This is a genomic window from Pseudoalteromonas sp. SWXJ133 (assembly GCF_015864365.1).
GTDB classification, from domain to species: Bacteria; Pseudomonadota; Gammaproteobacteria; order Enterobacterales; family Alteromonadaceae; genus Pseudoalteromonas; species Pseudoalteromonas arctica.
Map to the genome: position 1 here is coordinate 65,968 of NZ_JADYXJ010000022.1, position 20,042 is coordinate 86,009.

Below are 20,042 nucleotides of genomic sequence, written 5' to 3' on the forward strand. Positions count from 1 at the left end.
CTAATTTAAACTATATTAACCGTTTACTACATCGCTAACGGCTTTTTCAAAGCGTGCTAAGCCTTCTTTAATATCTTCAAACGGGATAACTAAAGACGGTGTAAAGCGAATTACATTCATGCCAGCTACAAGGTTCATTAAACCATTATTAGCACTTGCTACTAAAAAGTCGCGTGCACGTCCTTCAAATTTGTCATTTAGTACTGCGCCAATTAATAAGCCTTTACCACGTACTTCGCTAAATACGTTGTATTTTTCGTTAATTGCGTTTAATCCGTCACGGAATAATTGCTCGCGCTCTTTAACACCGTTTAGTACGTCTGGTGTATTTACTGTATCAAATGCCGCTTCGGCTACAGCACAAGCAAGTGCGTTTCCGCCATAAGTAGAACCGTGAGTACCAATTTTTAAATGCTCAGCAATTGGTGTACGAGTGATCATAGCGCCAATTGGAAAACCACCACCCAATGCTTTTGCCGTTGTTAAAATGTCAGGAACAACACCTAAACCTTCATAAGCGTATAAATCGCCTGTGCGACCAACACCCGTTTGTACTTCATCAAAAATAAGTAACGCGTTATGTTTAGTACAAAGTTCCCGTACTTTTTTAGCAAATTCATCTGTTGGTGAAATAATACCGCCTTCACCTTGTAATGGTTCCATCATAACAGCACATGTTTTATCGCTGATCAGCGCTTCAAATGCTGCTATATCGTTAAAATCACAATGTACTATGTCAGCAGGTTTAGGACCAAAGCCGTCAGAATATGCAGCTTGCCCGCCCACAGTTACTGTAAAGAATGTGCGACCATGAAAACCTTTATTAAATGCAATAATTTGCGTTTTTTCAGCGCCATATACATCCAGTGCATAACGACGCGCTAGCTTAAGGGCTGCTTCGTTTGCTTCTGCGCCTGAGTTTGCAAAGTAAACTTTATCAGCGAATGTTGCTTCAACCATTTTTTGAGCTAAACGAAGTGCTGGCTCATTAGTCATAACATTCGATAAATGCCAAATTTTTTCACCTTGCTCTTTTAATGCTTTAACTAATGCAGGATGACAGTGACCCAAACAGTTAACGGCAATACCACCAGCAAAATCGATAAACTCGTTATCATTTTGATCCCAAACGCGTGAACCTTCACCACGAACTGGAATGATTGCTGATGGATTATAGTTTGGTACCATTACGTCGTTAAATAAGTCTCTTGTTACTTGCATTTTTACACCTAAATTTAATGGGCTTAGATAAAAGATTAGTTGCTAACTCAAAGAAGAATATAGCCTTTATTCTTCAGCAAACACGTTATTATTTCTTGTAGAGGTCATTATCGAAGGTTAGCTATTAAAATTGCAGTGCTATTTTGTGAAAAATGATTAAAATAAAAGACAAAATAACGAAGAAAATAACCATTATGATAACTCCACAAGATGAAAAGCTACTTTCTGTACTAAAAACAAACGCTAGAGCGAGTATTTCTGATCTTGCTCGCATGCTTGACTTATCTCGTTCAACGGTACAAAGCCGTATGCTCAAACTAGAAGAAACGGGCGTAATTAAAGGCTATAGCGTTGATTATGGAGATGACTACCTCAGTAAAATGGTATCAGCTCATGTGTCTATAAAAGTAAGACAAAAATTAACAACTAAAACAAATATCGAGCTTAAGCAAATTGATGCAATTTCGCAGCTCTATGCCATAAGTGGTGAGTTTGATTTAATTGCTGTAGTACAGGCTCAAAATTTAGAGCAACTGAGCCATTTACTAGATGATATAGGTAATCTTGATGGAGTAGAGCGCACCACGTCATCGGTTATTTTAGAAACTAAATTTAAGCGATGAGCCAGAGTATGTATTATGTCAATGCAGCAAATTATTTTGTTGCTGCATTGATTGTTGCCGGTGTCGCTTTTGCTCTTTTAATAACTTCTTTTGTTGCTTCATTTAATTTAATAAAATAAGCATTACCGCCAATACCTTTAAACTCTTCATCGGTAAATACAATGGTGTTGTCATCAAAAAAGGTGACTGCCTCTTTTTGGGTAACAATCCCTAAATCTATTTTTGATACATCACCAGAGAAAAACTTATCACCTTTAAAGTTTTCAAATAACCAAAGACTCGTTGAATCAAGTAATACTAATTTTTTACGATCGGGGCTAAGGGCTGCAGAGGTTATCCAGCATAGCTTTTCAAGCGTGGTACACGTTTTGAATGAGTCAACTAGCTCTGCATCAAAATTAGCAGCATGATCGCCTACCTTATATACATTTGTGATTCCATCAAATGGCTCAGTCCTGTTTTTAGTAAATAGGTATAAGTGACGCCCCAGTGCAACAAAAGCTTCTAAATCATAGTTGCGTTTATCGGGCTCTACAGGTGAGCCATCGAGATCAGGATACGTAAATTTTATAATTTCCGCTTCGGTGGTGTCGCCTTTAATATCAATAGGGTTTTCGATTTTATAAATAGTCAGCCATTTGCGCTCGTTTTTATTATTACCAAAGTCGCCTAAAAAGAAGTGCCCAAACTTATTTTGAGTCATGTCTTCCCAGTCAATATTTTTAGCGTTAGTCACTAAAATTTCTTTAGCAATAGAGCCATCTTTGTTTAGCCGGTATAGTTTTGGATCGTCACCACTGTCGTTAATAGCCCATAGACGTTTTTGTTTATCAAATTCGATGCCTGAGATTTCTTTTAATTTGGGATCAACTGAGATTTCTTTTTTACTATAAAGGGTATAGATTGAAGAACCAACAAGTGTGGCTATTATTAAAAAGGCGATGGTTATAGTTATTAGAATGCTTTTTTTCAACATGAAAATTATTATATTTCAGAGTATTAAGATACTGCGCATTATCGCTGATGAAAGTACATAACAAAAGAATTTTATAAAATTAGTATTATAGTTAAGGCTGGCTGTGTCTTTAATTAATAAGTGTCGGTTTTATGTTTAGTTGGTTTAAAAATTGCTCTATATAATCGTGGTTTTTAAAACACACGATTGAGGTTTAAATTGCACTTAATGAGTGCGTTAAAAGAAACTACTGCACTGTAATAATACGTAAATAAAGTTTTGGTTAACTTAGAACGTGTTTAATGATTTTTTATGTAATCCACATCGCCTTTTTGTTTAGTTGTATGGCCTGTGGCAAAGATTAAGTACCCTTTTTGGTTTAATTGGAGCCTGCTATGTTGAATAAACGTTTTTTCAAAACAAAAGATGAAGCTGAAGTAACCTTTGAATTTTCTCATCCAGAGGCAGAAGAAGTTTGCTTATTAGGCGAATTTAATGATTGGCAACCTGTGCCAATGAAGCTTAATAAAAAACAAGGTGTGTTTAAATTTAAACAACGCTTACCTATCGATCAACAATTTCACTTTCGTTATTTAATAAATGGAGACATTTGGGATAACGACCACCAAGCTGATGGTTATATTGGCAATACATTTGGCACAGAAAACAGCATAGTAAATACTCAACGCATTAATTAAGGCGATTCAATGGATGCTCTTTCGCAGTTGTTTTACCTGCATGGTATTGGCTTTGAATTCACTAAGTATACAGGTGAACAGGTGTTCTTTAGCGAAGACACGCGTAAACGTGCTTTGCAATGTTGCGGTGTTGATACAAATAACGAAGCCGAAATAACTCAACTAACTTATGATTTAGATGCATCGCTTTGGCTGGATTTAGTACCCAGTGTGAGTTTGGTTGACCAAAAAAAATGCGCTTTAAAGCTTCGTATAGACGAACGTCAGCAGTATTTAGCCGCCAACATTAATGTCCCTTCTCTTGGGATTAACATAGCGGTTGAGAACCTTTATAATTTGGCAGTTACAGGTGAATATTACTTACATGGCGTTCGCTATATTGAGCTGGCACTACCCATAGATAATATTCCAATTGGCTATCATGACGCCAATGTTCAGGTAGGTGAGCAACACGCTATTACACAAATTTGGTGCGTGCCTGAGCAAGTCTATCAAGTTGAAGACACAAAGCGCACAGGGTTATCTATTCAGCTTTACACATTAAAAAATAAAGCGCATTTAGGTATTGGCGACTTTGACGATTTACTAACGCTTACAAAATTATGCAGCTCGCAAAATATGGATTACATATTACTTAACCCACTGCATTTGTTATTTGCTGATATGCCAGAGCGTGCAAGCCCTTATAGCCCTAGTAGTCGGGCTTTATTAAACCCTCTTTATATTTCTATAGTATTAAGCGAAGACGCACAAAATAACGCAGTTCTACATGACCTCATGCAACGAGACGATGTAATTACACTTATAAAAAGTAATGATCAATTTATAGATTATGAAAATGTAAGCCGTATAAAGTATGCGTTATTTGAAGCGCTTTATAATCAGTTTGAATTAACGGCAAGTGATGAGCGTCGCCAAGCGTTTACTGATTTTTGTAATACTCATTCAACTACGTTAAATACCCTCGAATCAGACAACTTAACATTTGATTATTACCTGCAGTGGCAAGCGCATATGCAATTGGCACTGTGTCAAAAAAGTTGTGCAGAGCGAGGTATGGCTATTGGCTTAATAAACGACTTAGCTGTTGGTTGTGCTGGCGATGGGGCCGAGTTTAAAAATCAGCAGTCGTTGTTTAGCCAAGGTGCAAGTGTAGGCGCTCCACCTGATCCATGGGCCGAAGCTGGCCAAAACTGGGGGCTTCCAGCACTAAATCCTCAAAGTCTTAGTAATAATCACTACCAATTCTATCGCTCGCTCATTCGCGCAAACATGCAAAATGTAGGTGGACTTAGAATTGACCACGTAATGGCTATTAGGCGCCTATGGTGGTGCTTTGAAAGCAATAGTGAACAAGATGGCTGTTATGTTTACTACCCGTTTGAGCACTTACTCGCCATTTTAAAAATTGAATCACATATTAATCAGAGTATTGTTATTGGAGAAGATTTAGGCGTTGTGCCGCCAGAGGTAAGGCAGGCTTTGGCATCTAGCGGTATTTTTTCTAACAGCTTATTTTATTTTGAAAAACAACACAGTGGTGAGTTTTTATCGACTGATGAGCTAGCAACACAGTGTTTGTTAATGATAGCCAATCATGATGTACCGCCTTTTACAGGTTGGTGGCAGCATGCTGATTTAAATATTAAGCAACAATACAAGCTTATTACTTGCAATGAATACGAGCAATTAAAGCAACAACGAATAGAAGAGCAACATAGGATACTACGATTTATTAATCGCCATACCAATACAACCGAGCTTCTATTACATAGTAATTCAGTCGAAGTATATAACGCACTAGCATTATGTTTGGCGGGTTCTCAATCGCGTTTATTTGCAATACAAATAGATGATTTAGATGAGCAGAAGTATCCGGTTAATATCCCCGGGACAGACAAAGAATATCCTAATTGGCGACGTGTATTAACGCATACCAGTGAAGAAATTTTTACCAAAAATGCCTCACTTTTAGCTGCAATCGATTCAATAAGGAAAGGTTAAATGAGCAGTACAATTAATAAAAAATCTTCAGCCCAGGACAGCTCAGAGCTTGCTAATTCATTACAGGACAGCTCAGTACATGAAAATAGTTACGATGCACAAGTACATGCATTAAATACCGGACGATTTAAAGACCCATTTAGCTTTTTAGGGGCACATAAAACGGATGCTGAGGTTGAAATTCGTTTTTACTTACCTTGTGCAATAAGTGTGAGTGTTACATTAAATAATAAAAGTATTAAGGCGCAGCGCTACCAACAAAGTGACTTATTTATAGTCAAAGTTGATGCGCTGCCCACTGCGCCTTATCAATGCATTGCTCAGTACACAAATAGCAGCACTACCTTTTATGATGAATACAGCTTTGAAAGCACACTTGATGCAGAGGCAATGTATTTATTTAACGAAGGCAGCCTTGAACATGCTTACTCTCATTTTGGTGCACATTTTAGCACTCAACAAAATGTAGAGGGTGTGCGCTTTTGTGTATGGGCGCCTAATGCTGCAAGTGTCTCTATTATTGGTGAGTTTAATTTTTGGCAAGCTAATCGCCACTTTATGCGTTTCCATCCTGCAAGTGGTGTATGGGAGTTATTCGTACCAGGTCTTAAAGCCGACATGTGCTACAAATTTGCAATTACCGCCCAAAGTGGAGAAGTACTCGAAAAAGCTGACCCCTATGCATTTAAAATGCAACAAGCACCAGGTACTGCAAGTGTACTGCAGTATAAACCAGAACCTATAACGCTCGGCGCTCAGGCACTTCAAAACCGACAAAAGCGTAATCATATTGATGCGCCAATTAGTATTTATGAAGTGCATTTAGGCTCATGGCAACGCGCTGAAAACAACCGCTATTTAAGTTACACAGAGCTTGCTGACAAACTCGTTAGCTACGCCCTTGAAATGAATTTTACCCACCTTCAACTTATGCCAATAAGTGAATACCCGTTTGATGGTTCGTGGGGGTATCAGCCTGTTGGTTTATTTGCACCTACCAGTCGTTTTGGCGATTACAACAGCTTTAAATACTTTGTAGAGCAATGCCACAAGGCTAATTTAGGTATTTTACTTGATTGGGTGCCTGGGCATTTTCCTAGCGATCCGCATGGCTTACATCGATTCGATGGCACCCATTTATATGAACATGCCGATAAGCGTCAAGGTTTTCACCCTGATTGGAATACCTACATTTATAACTACGACCGCCCTGAAGTTAAAAGCTTTTTGATTTCAAATGCTATGTATTGGTTACATCAATTTGGTTTAGATGGTCTGCGTGTAGATGCCGTAGCCTCTATGTTGTATTTAGATTACAGCCGAAAAGAAGGCGAGTGGATTGCTAACTGTTACGGCGGGCGCGAAAACTTAGGTGCAATTGAGTGCCTAAAGCAAGTCAATATGCGCAGCTATAAAAACAACCCAGGCATTATGATGGTGGCTGAGGAGTCAACAGCGTGGCCGGGTGTCACCCAAAGTGTTGAGCACAACGGCTTAGGTTTTGGCTATAAGTGGAATATGGGTTGGATGAACGATAGTTTGCATTACATGCAGCACGACCCTTTATACCGTCAGCATCATCATCATGAAATGACATTTTCGATGGTATACGCTTTTAGCGAAAACTATATATTGCCATTAAGCCACGATGAAGTAGTACACGGTAAAGGATCGTTAATTGAAAAAATGCCAGGCGATGATTGGCAGAAATTTGCTAATTTACGCGCTTACTACGCATTTATGTGGGCACATCCGGGTAAAAAACTCTTGTTTATGGGCGGTGAAATTGCACAGCGAAAAGAGTGGGGACACGATCATTCTATCGATTGGCATTTACTTGAGCACCAAAGCCATAACGGTATAAAGCACACCGTAAAAGTGCTCAATACCGTTTATAAAAACCAACCCGCGTTGTATGAGTTAGATTCGAGCGCGGCTGGTTTTACCTGGATAGATAACAATAATAATCAGCAGAGCATTTTAAGCTTTGTTCGCTATGCTAAAAACGCAAAAGACTTTGTGGTTGTTATTGCTAATTTTACCCCCGCGTCATATGAAAACTACACTATTGGCGTACCGAGTAAAGGGCGTTATAAAGTTGTTTTAAATACAGACGATACTCAGTTTTTTGGCTCTGGCGTTGAAGTAACTAAAGATTCATCGCAGATAGTTCAGGCAATAAATGAATCAAATCATGGCTTTAAACACAGTATTTCAATTGCCATTGGTGGCTTAACAACTATTTACTTACAAAAGGTTGATGATGAGTAACCGATTTGATGTAGCCCCCGGTAATGTAGAACCACTTGGCTCTAGTGTTATTAATAATGGGGTTAACTTCGCGCTTTATGCGCCAGGTGCAAGCCAAGCTTATGTATGCCTGTTTGATAAAAGTGGCCATTCAGAAATCCTAAAAATGGCGATGAATATTAACGAAGGGGGTATTTGGAGTATTCATATTTCGCCATTAAGCGCCGGCGCACTTTATGGCTTTAGAGTTGAGGGTGAATATAACCCTAAAAATGGTCAACTATTTAACGAAAATAAACTACTGATAGACCCATACGCAAAAGACTTGTTTGGTGAGTTTACATGGAGCGAACGCCATTATGGGCAAATGCCAATTGGCACTAAAAGCACCGTAAATAATGCGATTGATATACCTAAGTCAAAAGTAGCCCCCCCTACGTTGTATGCGCATAAAAAGCCAAACCACCGTTGGTCAAACACGGTTATTTACGAGTGCCATATTAAAGGCACAACGTGTCGTCATCCTAAAATACCTAAATCTCTACAAGGAAAGTTTTTAGGGTTAAGCCACCCAAGCTTTATTGAGCATTTACAAAGTTTTGGCATTACAGCAGTTGAGCTTTTACCTGTTCATTCTTTTATTAGTGAGCAATTTTTAACAGGAAAAGGGCTGCAAAACTATTGGGGTTATAACACGCTTAACTTTTTTACCCCCCATAAAGACTATTTAGTAAACGACGATATAAACGAGTTTAAGCAAATGGTGCGCGAGCTTCATGCTGCTGACATAGAAGTTATTTTAGACGTTGTTTATAACCATACAGCAGAGGCGGGGGCCGATGGCCCAATATTATCGCTAAGAGGCTTTGATAACTTAGCGTATTACCGCACAGTAGAGGGTCAGCCTAATGTATATATAAACGATACCGGCTGTGGAAATACCATAAATATTGATCACCCTAAAACACTGCAACTTGTACTTGATAGCCTTCGTTATTGGGTTGAGGTAATGGGTGTTGATGGCTTTAGGTTTGATTTAGCGACCATCTTAGGGCGCTCAAAAGCAGGCTTTGGCTCTGCACATACTTTTTTACAAGCAGTAGCCCAAGACCCTGTGCTTAATAAGGTTAAGCTAATAAGTGAACCTTGGGATATAGGTCCTGGTGGCTATCAGCTTGGGGCATTTCCGCCGCCATGGCGAGAATGGAACGATCAATACCGCGATGTAATTAGACGTTTTTGGCAAAGTGAAACGGGCATAATTGCCAACGTTGCAAAACGTTTGCATGGATCGTTTGATATTTTTGAGCACAGCCAACGTGGACCACTTAATAGCATTAACTTTATAACGAGTCATGATGGTTTCACGCTTGCCGATTTAGTGAGTTATGAAGAAAAGCATAACGAAGCTAATGGTGAGCAAAACAGAGATGGGCACAGTGCAAATCACTCGTTCAACTGTGGAGTAGAAGGCTTTACCAGTGACTCAAAAATAAACGCACTGCGTTTGCAACAACAAAAGAACTTTTTACTTACTTTAATACTCTCAAAAGGTGTACCCATGATTGCCGCTGGCAGCGAAATGGCGCACTCTCAAGGGGGTAATAACAATGCTTATTGCCAAAATAATCGCACTAGCTGGCTTGCCTGGAAAGATTCTCAACTTAATCATTCGCTAACACGATTTATTGATGATGCTTTAAAAATTAGACGCGCGCACAGTGCGTTCAAACACAGTGTATTTTTAGATGATATAGACGAGCGTTTTACCGTTAAGTGGTTTACTGAACAAGGTAAAACCATGACCGACGCTCATTGGCATGAAGATACCAGACAGTTTTTAATGTATAGCTTACTTGATAAGCAAAACAATCATGCATTATTGATGGTATTTAATGCCAGTAAAAAAACAGTTTTTTGCCAAATGCCGCCTTCGCCTATTAATGCGCCGTGGCAAATGGTTTTATCAAGTGTAAATAATGCATCTGTGAGTAGTAATGAAGATGCGATGGTTGAAATTTCAGCACAAAGTAGTTGGGTTTTTAGTGCTAATTTAGAGGATGTAAGTCATGGCTAAACAAAGTGAACAAGTGTGTGTAGTAAAGGGCTGGCAAGAAGGTCCTGTTATAGATGAAAGTACGCTTAAAGATGACTTGACACGGCATTTTTATTATACACTAGGTCGCGATAAGGTCGGCGAATCAAGACTGTATTTATACCATGCTTTAGCGCTGACTATTCGCGACAGACTTGTTGCCCGCTGCAGAGAAACGAATCAACAAATTAAGCAAGAGAAACGCCGCAAAACGGCTTACCTTTCTCTTGAATTTTTAATGGGACGTGCGCTGGGTAATGCAATACTAAACCTAGATTTAGACGACCAAGTTGCTGCTGCATTACAAGAATACTGTACAACAGTAGAAACGCTTGAAGATGCCGAGCACGACGCAGGTTTAGGTAACGGTGGTTTAGGCCGCCTAGCTGCTTGCTTTTTAGATAGCTGTGCAAGTCTAGCGTTACCTGTCATTGGTTATGGCCTTCGTTACGAATACGGGATGTTTAACCAATCAATTAAAGATGGTAACCAAATTGAGCAACCAGATAACTGGCTGCGCGAAGGGCATCCATGGGAGCTAAGCGCGCCAGAGCATGCAAAACGTGTGAAATTTGGCGGCTACGTGCAAAGTTACACAGATAAATTCGGCCGAGAACATCGTCAATGGATGAGTTCACAAGATGTATTAGCGGTACCTTACGATGTACCTGTCCCAGGTTATAAAAACAATATTGTAAATACGCTACGCTTATGGAAATCAGAAGCGACAGATGAATTTAATTTGACCGAATTTAATGCAGGCAGTTACTCAGAAGCCGTCGCACAAAAAAACCTAGCTGAACAAATTACCATGGTGCTGTATCCAAACGACAGCAGCGAAAATGGTAAAGAGCTTAGATTGCGCCAACAATACTTTTTATCATCTGCGAGTATTCAAGACGTAGTTGATCAGTGGGTTTCCCAACATGGCGAGAACTTTAGCGACTTTGCTGATTTTCATGTTTTTCAGTTAAACGATACGCACCCAAGTATTGCAGTTGCAGAGCTGATGCGTATTTTAATTGATGATTACGAACTTGATTGGAACGATGCTTGGCAAATCACTACTAAAACAATGGCCTACACAAATCATACGCTACTTCCTGAAGCGCTTGAAAAGTGGTCTGTTTCGTTGTTTTCAAAACTATTACCACGCATTTTAGAAATAGTTTACGAGATAAACGCACGCTTTTTAGCACAAGTAGCACAGCAATGGCCGGGTGATGTTAATAAACAACGTGCCTTATCGCTAATTGAAGAGGGTGACGAGCCGCAAATTCGTATGGCTTACCTAGCCATTGTAGGTAGTTACTCTGTAAACGGCGTAGCGGCACTGCATACCGAACTTTTAAAAGCGGGCTTATTTAAAGAGTTTTACGCGCTGTGGCCTGATAAATTTAATAACAAAACAAATGGTGTTACACCAAGACGTTGGCTTGCGCATTGTAATCCTATTTTAAGTGAATTAATCAGCGAAAAAATTGGTCATGGCTGGGTTAAAGACTTTTCAACAATTAGTGACCTACGCCGCTTTTATGACGACAAAGCATTTCATGGGCAATGGCAAAATGCTAAACGTGAAAACAAACAACGTTTAGTTGATTTAGTTAAGGCGCGCTGCGATGTTGATTTTGACGTATCGATGATGTTTGACGTACAAGTAAAACGTATTCACGAATACAAACGTCAGCTATTAAACATACTTCATGTGATTCATTTATATGACCGTATTCGCCGTGGTGATACCCAAGGGCTTGTTCCTCGCTGTGTTTTATTAGGTGGTAAAGCAGCACCGGGTTATTACATGGCTAAAAAAATTATTAAGCTTATTAATAACGTGGCAGAGGTTATAAATAAAGACCCGTTAGCAGCCCCGTATTTACGCGTCGCCTTTTTACCTAATTACAACGTAACCGCGATGGAAGTTATTTGTCCTGCAACCGATTTGTCAGAGCAAGTATCTACCGCAGGCAAAGAAGCGTCTGGTACTGGCAACATGAAGTTTATGATGAATGGTGCATTGACGATCGGCACGCTGGATGGTGCAAACATTGAAATTAGAGACGCCGTTGGTGCAGACAACTTCTTTTTGTTTGGGGCACAAGCTCATCAAATTGATGATATTAAGTCATGTTACAATCCTGAGCATTTAATCGCGCAAAATAGCGATTTAAATAATGTAATGCAACTACTCGAAAGCGGCCATTTTAACTTGTTTGAACCATGCTTATTTGACGATATTACAAATGCAATTAAGAGCCCGCACGATCCATGGCTTGTTGCGCACGATTTTGAAAGTTATGTAGCAGCTCAAAAAGAAGTTGATAAAGCTTACGCAGATCAAACCTACTGGACACAAATGAGTATTTTAAATACGGCAGCCAGTGGAATGTTTTCAAGTGATAGAACCATAAGCCAATACAGTGAAGACATTTGGCATTTAGAACCCCTCAATATTAGTGAAACAGACTTAACGACAACTAAAAGCCATGCCACTAACAGCCTAGACTAAATGGAGAGAGTATTATGCCCAATTATGCAAATCGCTACATAAGTAGCCTTACCAGAGAAACTTACGCGTTAATACTGGCAGGGGGTCGCGGTTCTCGCCTGTATGAGCTAACCGATTGGCGAGCAAAGCCAGCAGTTTACTTTGGTGGTAAACATCGAATTATCGATTTTCCACTATCAAACTGCATTAACTCGGGTGTGAGACGCGTTGGTATTGCCACACAATATAAATCGCATTCATTAATTCGCCATGTAAACCGCGCGTGGGGCCACTTTAAAAAAGAGCTGGGTGAGTCGGTTGAAATACTACCTGCATCTCAGCGCCAAGGTGATGATTGGTACTGTGGGACCGCAGATGCTGTTTTTCAAAACATAGATATTATTCGCCACGAACTGCCTAAATATGTGATGATTTTGTCTGGAGATCATGTGTACCGTATGGACTATGGTGCTTTATTGGCTGAACATGTGCAAAAGGGCGCAGATATGACAGTGTGTTGTATTGAAGTGCCCGTAGAGGAAGCCGCAGACACGTTTGGTGTAATGACCGTTGATGAAGAAAACAGAGTGTGTCGTTTTGATGAAAAACCAGCAATGCCGAGCTCTGTACCCGGCAAGCCAGGTACATGTTTAGCATCAATGGGTAATTACATTTTTAATACTGAATTTTTGTTTGAGCAACTTAAAAAAGATTCTGAAAACGAAGGCTCTGGCCGAGATTTTGGTCACGATATTATTCCAGCAATTATAGAAGAGCATAATGTATTTGCTTTCCCATTTAGAGATCCAAACCAAGAGGGGCAACCTTATTGGCGCGATGTAGGTACACTAGATTCGTTCTGGGAGGCTAATATGGAATTAGTAATGCCAGAACCACAACTCGATTTATACGACCCAACGTGGCCAATATGGACATATCAAGAGCAGCTACCACCTGCTAAGTTTATTTTTGATGACGAAGATAGACGCGGTATGGCCTTGGACTCAACCGTGTCGGGTGGGTGTATTATTTCGGGCTCTGCGGTTAGAAAGTCACTCTTGTTTTCTAATGTCCACGTTCGCTCATTTTGTACCATTGAGCAGTCGGTAATTTTACCCGGTGCGGTTATAAATCGAGGTTGTAAAATTAAGCGTGCGATTATAGATAGGAGCTGTGAAATACCGGCAGGTCTCGAAATCGGTTATGACCATAAAACAGATGAAGAAAACGGCTTTAGAGTATCTAAAAAAGGCATCGTTCTTGTTACCCGTGATATGCTCACTGAGCTTGCAAAAAAGTTAGAGCGCCAAGCGCGTGAGAATAAAAAGCTAGCGTAAAACACGTTAAATATTAAGCACGACAACAAAGCTTGCTCATTTATGAGCAAGCCCACACAGGTTAAAGGAAGTAGTAGATTAATGCATGTATTAATGGTTGCAGCAGAAAATGACGCGTTACCAGGCGCAAAAGTAGGCGGTGTGGCAGATGTAGTACGCGATGCCCCAAGGGCGCTCGCAAAGCAAGGTATAACGGTTGACGTTGTTATTCCTGACTACGGGTTTGAGCCTCTTGAGCGTATTTATATAGGTGAAGTAACCGTTGCATTTAATGCTCAACCCCATGTATTAACCTTTTTTAAAGTACAACAAGCCCAAAATAATGTAAGCCAAATTTTTATTAGCCACCCGCTATTTAGTGAATCAGGAAGTGTATATTGTAACGATGCACCGGGGAGACCTTTTGCAACCGATGCGACTAAATTTGCTTTATTTAACGCAGCCGTCTGCGAAGCATTATTACAAGGTGTATTAAAGCGCCCTACAGCGCTACATTTACATGATTGGCACAGTGCCTGCGTTGCAGTTTTACTTAAGTTTGAGCCCCGTTATAGCTCACTTAACACATTACATATTGCCTACACAGTGCATAATATTGCACTGCAAGGTATAAGACCTTTTAAACACGACGACTCAAGCTTAGAGGCATGGTTTCCGTCACTTAGTTATAATGGCCAGCAACTATGCGACCCGCGTTACCCTCATTGCTTTAATCCTATGCGCAGTGCAATAAATCTTTGCGATAAAATACATGTTGTATCACCAACCTACAGCCAAGAGGTTCTTGAACCTAGTAATTACGAGCATGGTTTTTTTGGTGGCGAAGGGCTTGAGCAAGATCTGCAAAATGCAGCAAGCCAAGGTAAGCTTGTCGGTATTTTAAATGGCTGCGAATATCCAAGCAATGCACTTGAAGGAGCAACTCTCGCTGATTTTTATAGCCAAGCAGAGAACACTTTATTTACTTGGATGGCAAATAGCGAGCAGTTACAAAGCGGCTACTATATTGCCCACCAACGACTACAGCAATTTAAAGCAACGGTTAATAATGGCCCATTAATCACAAGCGTTGGCCGACTTACAGAGCAAAAAGTGTTGTTATTGTGCCAGCAGGTTAATGAGGCTTTAGCTATTGATAAAGTGTGCCAAGTCATTAATGAACATAACGGCAGACTTATTATTCTAGGCTCGGGTGATAAAGAGCTCGAAAGCATATTTACCAAAGCAATGGCGCGTAATTCTAATCTTTTATTTTTGAAGGGCTATGGTCAAGGTGTTGGCGATTTAATGTATCAGCTAGGTGACTTGTTTTTAATGCCGAGTTCATTTGAGCCTTGTGGTATTAGTCAAATGTTAGCCATGCGTGCGGGACAACCGTGTTTAGTACATAGCGTTGGCGGATTAAAAGACACGGTAAAACATCATGAAAATGGTTTTAGTTTTAATGCTGCATCTTTAAATGAACAAGTGCATGCGTTATTAACATGTCTGCGTGAAACGCTGATACTGCAAAAGGAAAACCCTAAAAAATGGCGAAAAATTAAAACTAATGCTAAGAAAGCACGTTTTTCGTGGACCCAAGTTGCAACTGATTATATATCGAACTTATATAGTTAAATGGTAACTATTTCATCGCAGTAAAGTGACATCATAGTCTATTTAAGTTATTAGTTACATAGTCTGATGTAAATTTAAAGAAGTAGGTAATGTGCCTGTATTTGTTGCAAGACAAGCAATATTTAATCGTCGTCAAAACGTAGTCGCCTACGAGTTGCTATTTAGAGATAGTCCGAAAAATTACTTTCCTGGAATTGCCGAAGGTAAGGCAACAGCTCGCCTTATCATGGAGAACCAACTTAATCTTGGTACTCGCCATATTACTTCAGGAAAAAAAGCGCTTATAAATGTAGGTCCTGAGTCTTTGGAACTCGATTTGTGTGCTTTTTTACCTTGCCAAGATGTCGTTATTGAATTGCTAGAGACGATTGAGCCAAATGACTGTAATTATAAGTTATGCCGAGATTTATTCCATCGTAATTATAAGTTAGCACTTGATGATTTTGTCTATAAGCCGCAATGGGATCGTTTTTTAAAGCTAATTAAACTGGTCAAATTTGATATTACAATCACACCGCTTAATGAAATAGCACCTATAATAAAAAAGCTACAGAAACATAGCAAAATTAAGTTGTTAGCTGAAAAACTCGAAACACAGGAAGACTTTGAATTAGCTCATAAAATGGGATTTGATTATTTTCAAGGTTATTTTTTTGCTAAGCCAACTATGATCAAACAAAATGATATTGATTATAATTATGCTCTAGTCGTTGCTGTATACGCAGAAATAATGAAACAAAGCCCAAGCATCGAAACGATTGCAAGCCTGTTTAAACAAGATGCTGCATTAGCTTATAAGTTACTAAGATTAATAAACAGCGACGTATTTCCTATACAAAGCCAAATATCCTCATTAAAGCAGGCACTTGTGTATTTAGGGCATGAACGTCTTAAAAAGTTTGTGAGTCTGATAGTTACCGCTCATACCGCAGGTAAAAAGCCTTCAGAACTTATGCAAATGTGCGTTGTAAGAGCCCGTTTTTGTGAGTTGGTAGCTAAAAAAGTAGCAAAGCAACAAGTAGGTGAAGCATTTTTAACAGGGTTATTTTCACTGCTTGATGCAATACTTGATCAACCAATGAGTTTACTTGTTGAAAAATTACCTTTCCCTAATGACATAAAAGCAGCACTTTTAGAAGAAAAAAACACCCTCTATTATATCGTTAATATTGTAAAAAATTACGAAACAGGAAGCTGGTGGGCGCTCGAGCAAGCAGTTCTTTTACTAAATATTGATAGTAAAGAATTACCAGCTATATATCAGCAAGCAGTTGATTGGGCAGATAACTACAAAAATAATATTAAAGGATATTAATCCCTGTTTATGCGCAATTATAATATGGACTTTATTCGCGGTGTTGCCGTGCTTGGCCTAGTTTACATGAATGCTTATGCCTTCGGCCTTTTTGAATACGGGTATACCTCTTTAACTAATCCTCCTGTTAGCGACTCAATTATTCACACCTTTAGCAGTTTGTTTGTAGACGGGCGTTTTAGAACACTGTTTAGTTTGCTTTTTGGTGCTGGGCTTTACATTCAGTGGCAACGTTACAAATCTGAGGTGCAGTTAAAAAGTAGGCTTTATTGGTTAATCCTCTTTGGTTTAGCACATGGCTTTTTACTTTGGGCAGGTGATATTTTATTTGTTTACGGTGTATCTGGCTGGTTTGTTATTAAATATTTAGAGAGTGATAACACTGTTCTTTTAAAAAGAGGACTTGAGTTTATTTTGTTATCGGGTGTAGCTACTGTGCTTATTGTATCTAGCATACCCGATGAAGTGATTTACCGTGATTCAGCACAGTTTATAGATTTATATAACCCACACTATATTGATTACTTTATTAGTAACCTCGCCATGAACACATTGATGCTTGTTATGGTGCCAATAATGACAATGTGGATGTGCGTGGGTCTTATGCTCATTGGCATTTATTTATATAAACAAGATGTTTTTAGTAAAGGCTTAACGACTCAGCAATTAATAGTTTGCGGTACAGTGACCCTAGTTTTTTGTGGTGTTAGGCTTTATGCATCACAGCTTAGTGGCAGCTTAGGATATGGGGTGCAAGAATTTGTAAATATGTTTGCGGCCCTAGGTATGGCTACGCTGTATATTCATTTAATTGTTAAATTTTGCAATAACAGCGCACACGTTGGCACGCTTATTCAACAAGCGGGGCGCTTAGCATTTACTTTATATATTGGCCAAACACTCATACAACTATTGTTATATAAAGTGCTATTTACACACTGGGTGCTCAGTTTTAATCGTATTGATTACTGGTTAGTAGCAACGGGTTTAGTTGCACTGCAGCTCATATTTACCTTTATATACAGCCGCTATTTTAACCAAGGCCCGCTTGAATTTGTATGGCGTAAATTAACGAAAGCAAAAATTACTGCTTAAACGTCTATAAATAGTAAATTAGGGGCGAAAAAATAGTGTGGGTGGTTTACACTACTCGCCTTAAAAATTACTACGCTATAAGTGCCATGACCGAATTAAAACGTTTAAATAAATTTATTAGTGAAACAGGATTTTGTTCACGCCGCGAAGCCGATAAATATATTGAGCAAGGTCGTGTCAGCGTTAATGGCTACTCACCAGAAATGGGCGTAAAAGTAGCCGCTACCGATGTTGTATTAATTGATGGTAAGCCTCTTAAAGCGACGCCAAAGCGCGTTTACATTGCCTACAATAAACCTGTTGGCATAACGTGTACTACCGAAAGTAAAATTCAAAGTAACATTATACGAGCGGTAAATTATCCTACGCGTATATTCCCAATAGGGCGCTTAGATAGACCGTCTGAAGGGCTTATATTTTTAACTAACGAAGGCGATATCGTTAATAAAATTTTGCGTGCGGGTAATAATCACGAAAAAGAATACGTAGTTACGGTAGATAAACCGCTTAATCGTCAGTTTGTTACAAAAATGGCGAATGGCGTGCCTATTTTAGATACCGTCACTAAAGAATGTAAAGTAACGCAAAGTGGCCCAAAAGAATTTAAAATAGTACTTACTCAAGGTTTAAACCGTCAAATACGCCGTATGTGTGAGTATTTAGGCTACGAAGTTGTAACGCTAAAACGTACGCGCATAATGAACGTAACACTTAAAGGTTTAAAAGTAGGGCAGTGGCGTCATTTGTCAGATATTGAAATGGCGCAAATAAACGATTCAATTTCTGATTCTGGTAAAACCCAAGAGCACTCGCTTGATACTAATAAACAATCAGAAAATAATACACCTTTAGCGCCTAAAAAACGCGATTTTCAGGGCGAAAACCCACGCCGATTTAACAACGGTGATCTAAATGCTGAGCGCAGTACTGAACGCAATAAAAATCGTAACTCTCAACGTACTAATACTAGCGACGAACGTAAAAATGAGCGTAGTAACACGCCATATCAAAAGCGTTCTACTACATATGTGGGTAAGCCAAAAAGCATTAAAGAAAACAAATCGTCTAATGCTAAATCAGACGCAAAACCAAGTTCGGACCGTATTCTCAGTCTAAAAAAATAATGTGCAGCTAAGTGGTATTCTACTACCACTGTATTTCTTGTACTATATTGCCCAGTGGGCTTTTAACGCCCACTAAGTTTACGTTGTTATTTTGCAAACTCACCAGCTTACTCTTATCTAAATACCACCTAAAACTGTGTTTTCTGTAGCTTTTTAAGTCAAGCACAGTCAGCTTTGAGCAACTGTATTCATAATCAGTTGGGCAAGTACCTACTTCGAGTAACTGATATTCTTGCTGCCATATATTATCGCTGTATTTATTGGCCAGTAACTTTACTGAAATACATACCGACGTCCACAACCATAAGTAAATTAAAATAGGTAAACCGATTGGTAGAAATACCGAGCGAAACTTTCCGTGTACATCAATATAATCTTTAACTGTATGTTTAAATTCAAAGTTATTATTATATTTTTTATATAAGTGCCTAAAAAAAATTACCGACAACACTATCGTCATTATAGGAAATAGCGTAAATGTTAAAGTGTCGTATATACCGTTGGAAATAAAAGCGGGATCGGTTTGTTCATCCCATGTAAGCAAAAACAGTGGGGGAGCCGTTGTTAAAAATAACAGGGCGCTATTGAATAGTTGTTTAAAGGTCACAGGTTATCCGCTTATAAAATATTGCTGTGTATAAAGATCAAATTAGCGCTTAATGTTTAGCTTTAAAATGTTAAAGCCAATATAAAATAAGAGTATACCTAAATAAATTGCAATGGCCGATAATGCGTTTTTAGAGCGCAGGTGTTTAGCTATGTCGCGTGTACAATCAACCATGCCTGAAATCATAAACAGTAAACCACCTGTAAATCGGTAGTTGTTTAAGTTCACGTTACCATTATTGTCAGTTATAAAGCGTAAATAAACAAAAAGTATAAAAAGACTGCCCGCTATTAGTACTGCAATTTTAAAGTTTTCCAAGGCTTTTCCATAATATTGAGTTAGATACTAAAACGCCACTAAGTCTAGCCAACATAATTTTACTATATTTCGAATTCAAATTTTGCCTAAATCCATTAAATGGCCTCTTTATGTCGCTATATTGGGCGTATATACAGTAAAGCCTGATTTATATTGTGCATTAGCAAGTACACCCAGGGCAAGAGCATGAAAAAACACTATAAATTCAATACCTTTTCAAGATAAGCTGTACTGCGCATCGCTTTCTTCTGCTTTGCTGGCATACCTTTACTAAAACTGGTTTCAGCCTTTA

15 protein-coding genes are annotated in these 20,042 nt (G+C 39.0%); 11 read left to right on the top strand and 4 right to left on the bottom strand.

What is annotated here, in order from left to right; translation table 11 throughout:
* Window positions 1–15: 15 nt before the first annotated feature.
* The gene (locus tag I6F40_RS15135) at window positions 16–1,221 is read right to left on the bottom strand and encodes an aspartate aminotransferase family protein (RefSeq protein ID WP_007580760.1); all 1,206 of its coding nucleotides are present in this window, start codon (window positions 1,219–1,221) and stop codon (window positions 16–18) included.
* Window positions 1,222–1,415: 194 nt separating this feature from the next.
* Between I6F40_RS15135 and I6F40_RS15140 the strand changes: the two genes are divergently transcribed.
* Window positions 1,416–1,844 (top strand): Lrp/AsnC family transcriptional regulator, encoded by a 429-nt coding sequence (locus I6F40_RS15140; protein ID WP_002958609.1) that lies wholly within the window; start codon window positions 1,416–1,418, stop codon window positions 1,842–1,844.
* Between the two features lie 31 nt (window positions 1,845–1,875).
* Here the strand turns inward: I6F40_RS15140 and I6F40_RS15145 are convergent, their stop codons facing one another.
* Complete coding sequence (locus tag I6F40_RS15145; RefSeq protein ID WP_197193167.1) at window positions 1,876–2,820, bottom strand: hypothetical protein; 945 nt, start codon at window positions 2,818–2,820, stop codon at window positions 1,876–1,878.
* A 374-nt stretch (window positions 2,821–3,194) separates the two neighbouring features.
* On the opposite strand from I6F40_RS15145, the gene I6F40_RS15150 reads away from it, so the two are divergent.
* The 10 genes from I6F40_RS15150 to rluF all read left to right on the top strand — a co-directional run bounded on the left by I6F40_RS15150 (window position 3,195) and on the right by rluF (window position 18,825).
* Window positions 3,195–3,497, top strand: a complete 303-nt coding sequence (locus tag I6F40_RS15150; RefSeq protein ID WP_007580752.1) for an isoamylase early set domain-containing protein — start codon at window positions 3,195–3,197, stop codon at window positions 3,495–3,497.
* Window positions 3,498–3,506: 9 nt separating this feature from the next.
* Window positions 3,507–5,501 carry a 4-alpha-glucanotransferase gene (gene malQ, locus I6F40_RS15155; protein ID WP_197193168.1) on the top strand — a complete coding sequence of 665 codons (1,995 nt, stop codon included), beginning with the start codon at window positions 3,507–3,509 and terminating at the stop codon, window positions 5,499–5,501.
* Window positions 5,502–7,772 (top strand): 1,4-alpha-glucan branching protein GlgB, encoded by a 2,271-nt coding sequence (glgB, locus tag I6F40_RS15160; protein WP_197193169.1) that lies wholly within the window; start codon window positions 5,502–5,504, stop codon window positions 7,770–7,772. It begins immediately after the preceding gene.
* Window positions 7,765–9,828, top strand: a complete 2,064-nt coding sequence (gene glgX, locus I6F40_RS15165; RefSeq protein ID WP_197193170.1) for a glycogen debranching protein GlgX — start codon at window positions 7,765–7,767, stop codon at window positions 9,826–9,828. Before glgB ends, glgX begins: the two co-directional genes overlap by 8 nt.
* Window positions 9,821–12,358 (top strand): glycogen/starch/alpha-glucan phosphorylase, encoded by a 2,538-nt coding sequence (locus I6F40_RS15170; protein ID WP_197193171.1) that lies wholly within the window; start codon window positions 9,821–9,823, stop codon window positions 12,356–12,358. Before glgX ends, I6F40_RS15170 begins: the two co-directional genes overlap by 8 nt.
* A gap of 14 nt (window positions 12,359–12,372) precedes the next feature.
* Window positions 12,373–13,674, top strand: a complete 1,302-nt coding sequence (gene glgC / locus I6F40_RS15175; protein WP_197193172.1) for a glucose-1-phosphate adenylyltransferase — start codon at window positions 12,373–12,375, stop codon at window positions 13,672–13,674.
* 81 nt (window positions 13,675–13,755) lie between these two features.
* Window positions 13,756–15,291, top strand: a complete 1,536-nt coding sequence (locus tag I6F40_RS15180; protein WP_197193176.1) for a glycogen synthase — start codon at window positions 13,756–13,758, stop codon at window positions 15,289–15,291.
* 91 nt (window positions 15,292–15,382) lie between these two features.
* The gene (locus I6F40_RS15185) at window positions 15,383–16,606 is read left to right on the top strand and encodes an HDOD domain-containing protein (protein WP_166376577.1); all 1,224 of its coding nucleotides are present in this window, start codon (window positions 15,383–15,385) and stop codon (window positions 16,604–16,606) included.
* A 24-nt stretch (window positions 16,607–16,630) separates the two neighbouring features.
* On the top strand, window positions 16,631–17,701 hold the full coding sequence (locus I6F40_RS15190) for a DUF418 domain-containing protein (protein ID WP_197193177.1): 1,071 nt from the start codon (window positions 16,631–16,633) through the stop codon (window positions 17,699–17,701).
* 86 nt (window positions 17,702–17,787) lie between these two features.
* A complete protein-coding gene (gene rluF / locus I6F40_RS15195; protein ID WP_197193173.1) occupies window positions 17,788–18,825 on the top strand; it encodes a 23S rRNA pseudouridine(2604) synthase RluF in 1,038 nt (345 codons plus the stop codon).
* 22 nt (window positions 18,826–18,847) lie between these two features.
* On the opposite strand, the gene I6F40_RS15200 is transcribed toward rluF, so the two are convergent.
* Window positions 18,848–19,432, bottom strand: a complete 585-nt coding sequence (locus I6F40_RS15200; RefSeq protein WP_166376579.1) for a hypothetical protein — start codon at window positions 19,430–19,432, stop codon at window positions 18,848–18,850.
* A 42-nt stretch (window positions 19,433–19,474) separates the two neighbouring features.
* Window positions 19,475–19,750, bottom strand: a complete 276-nt coding sequence (locus I6F40_RS15205; RefSeq protein ID WP_166376580.1) for a MetJ regulator of methionine regulon — start codon at window positions 19,748–19,750, stop codon at window positions 19,475–19,477.
* Between the last annotated feature and the right edge of the window lie 292 nt (window positions 19,751–20,042).

What these genes read in the sequence shown, in the direction of transcription:
- I6F40_RS15135 (WP_007580760.1), bottom strand. Translation starts at nt 1,221, where the DNA reads ATGCAAGTAACAAGAGACTTATTTAACGACGTAATGGTACCAAACTAT.
- I6F40_RS15140 (WP_002958609.1), top strand. Translation starts at nt 1,416, where the DNA reads ATGATAACTCCACAAGATGAAAAGCTACTTTCTGTACTAAAAACAAAC.
- I6F40_RS15145 (WP_197193167.1), bottom strand. Translation starts at nt 2,820, where the DNA reads ATGTTGAAAAAAAGCATTCTAATAACTATAACCATCGCCTTTTTAATA.
- I6F40_RS15150 (WP_007580752.1), top strand. Translation starts at nt 3,195, where the DNA reads ATGTTGAATAAACGTTTTTTCAAAACAAAAGATGAAGCTGAAGTAACC.
- malQ (WP_197193168.1), top strand. Translation starts at nt 3,507, where the DNA reads ATGGATGCTCTTTCGCAGTTGTTTTACCTGCATGGTATTGGCTTTGAA.
- glgB (WP_197193169.1), top strand. Translation starts at nt 5,502, where the DNA reads ATGAGCAGTACAATTAATAAAAAATCTTCAGCCCAGGACAGCTCAGAG.
- glgX (WP_197193170.1), top strand. Translation starts at nt 7,765, where the DNA reads ATGAGTAACCGATTTGATGTAGCCCCCGGTAATGTAGAACCACTTGGC.
- I6F40_RS15170 (WP_197193171.1), top strand. Translation starts at nt 9,821, where the DNA reads ATGGCTAAACAAAGTGAACAAGTGTGTGTAGTAAAGGGCTGGCAAGAA.
- glgC (WP_197193172.1), top strand. Translation starts at nt 12,373, where the DNA reads ATGCCCAATTATGCAAATCGCTACATAAGTAGCCTTACCAGAGAAACT.
- I6F40_RS15180 (WP_197193176.1), top strand. Translation starts at nt 13,756, where the DNA reads ATGCATGTATTAATGGTTGCAGCAGAAAATGACGCGTTACCAGGCGCA.
- I6F40_RS15190 (WP_197193177.1), top strand. Translation starts at nt 16,631, where the DNA reads ATGGACTTTATTCGCGGTGTTGCCGTGCTTGGCCTAGTTTACATGAAT.
- rluF (WP_197193173.1), top strand. Translation starts at nt 17,788, where the DNA reads ATGACCGAATTAAAACGTTTAAATAAATTTATTAGTGAAACAGGATTT.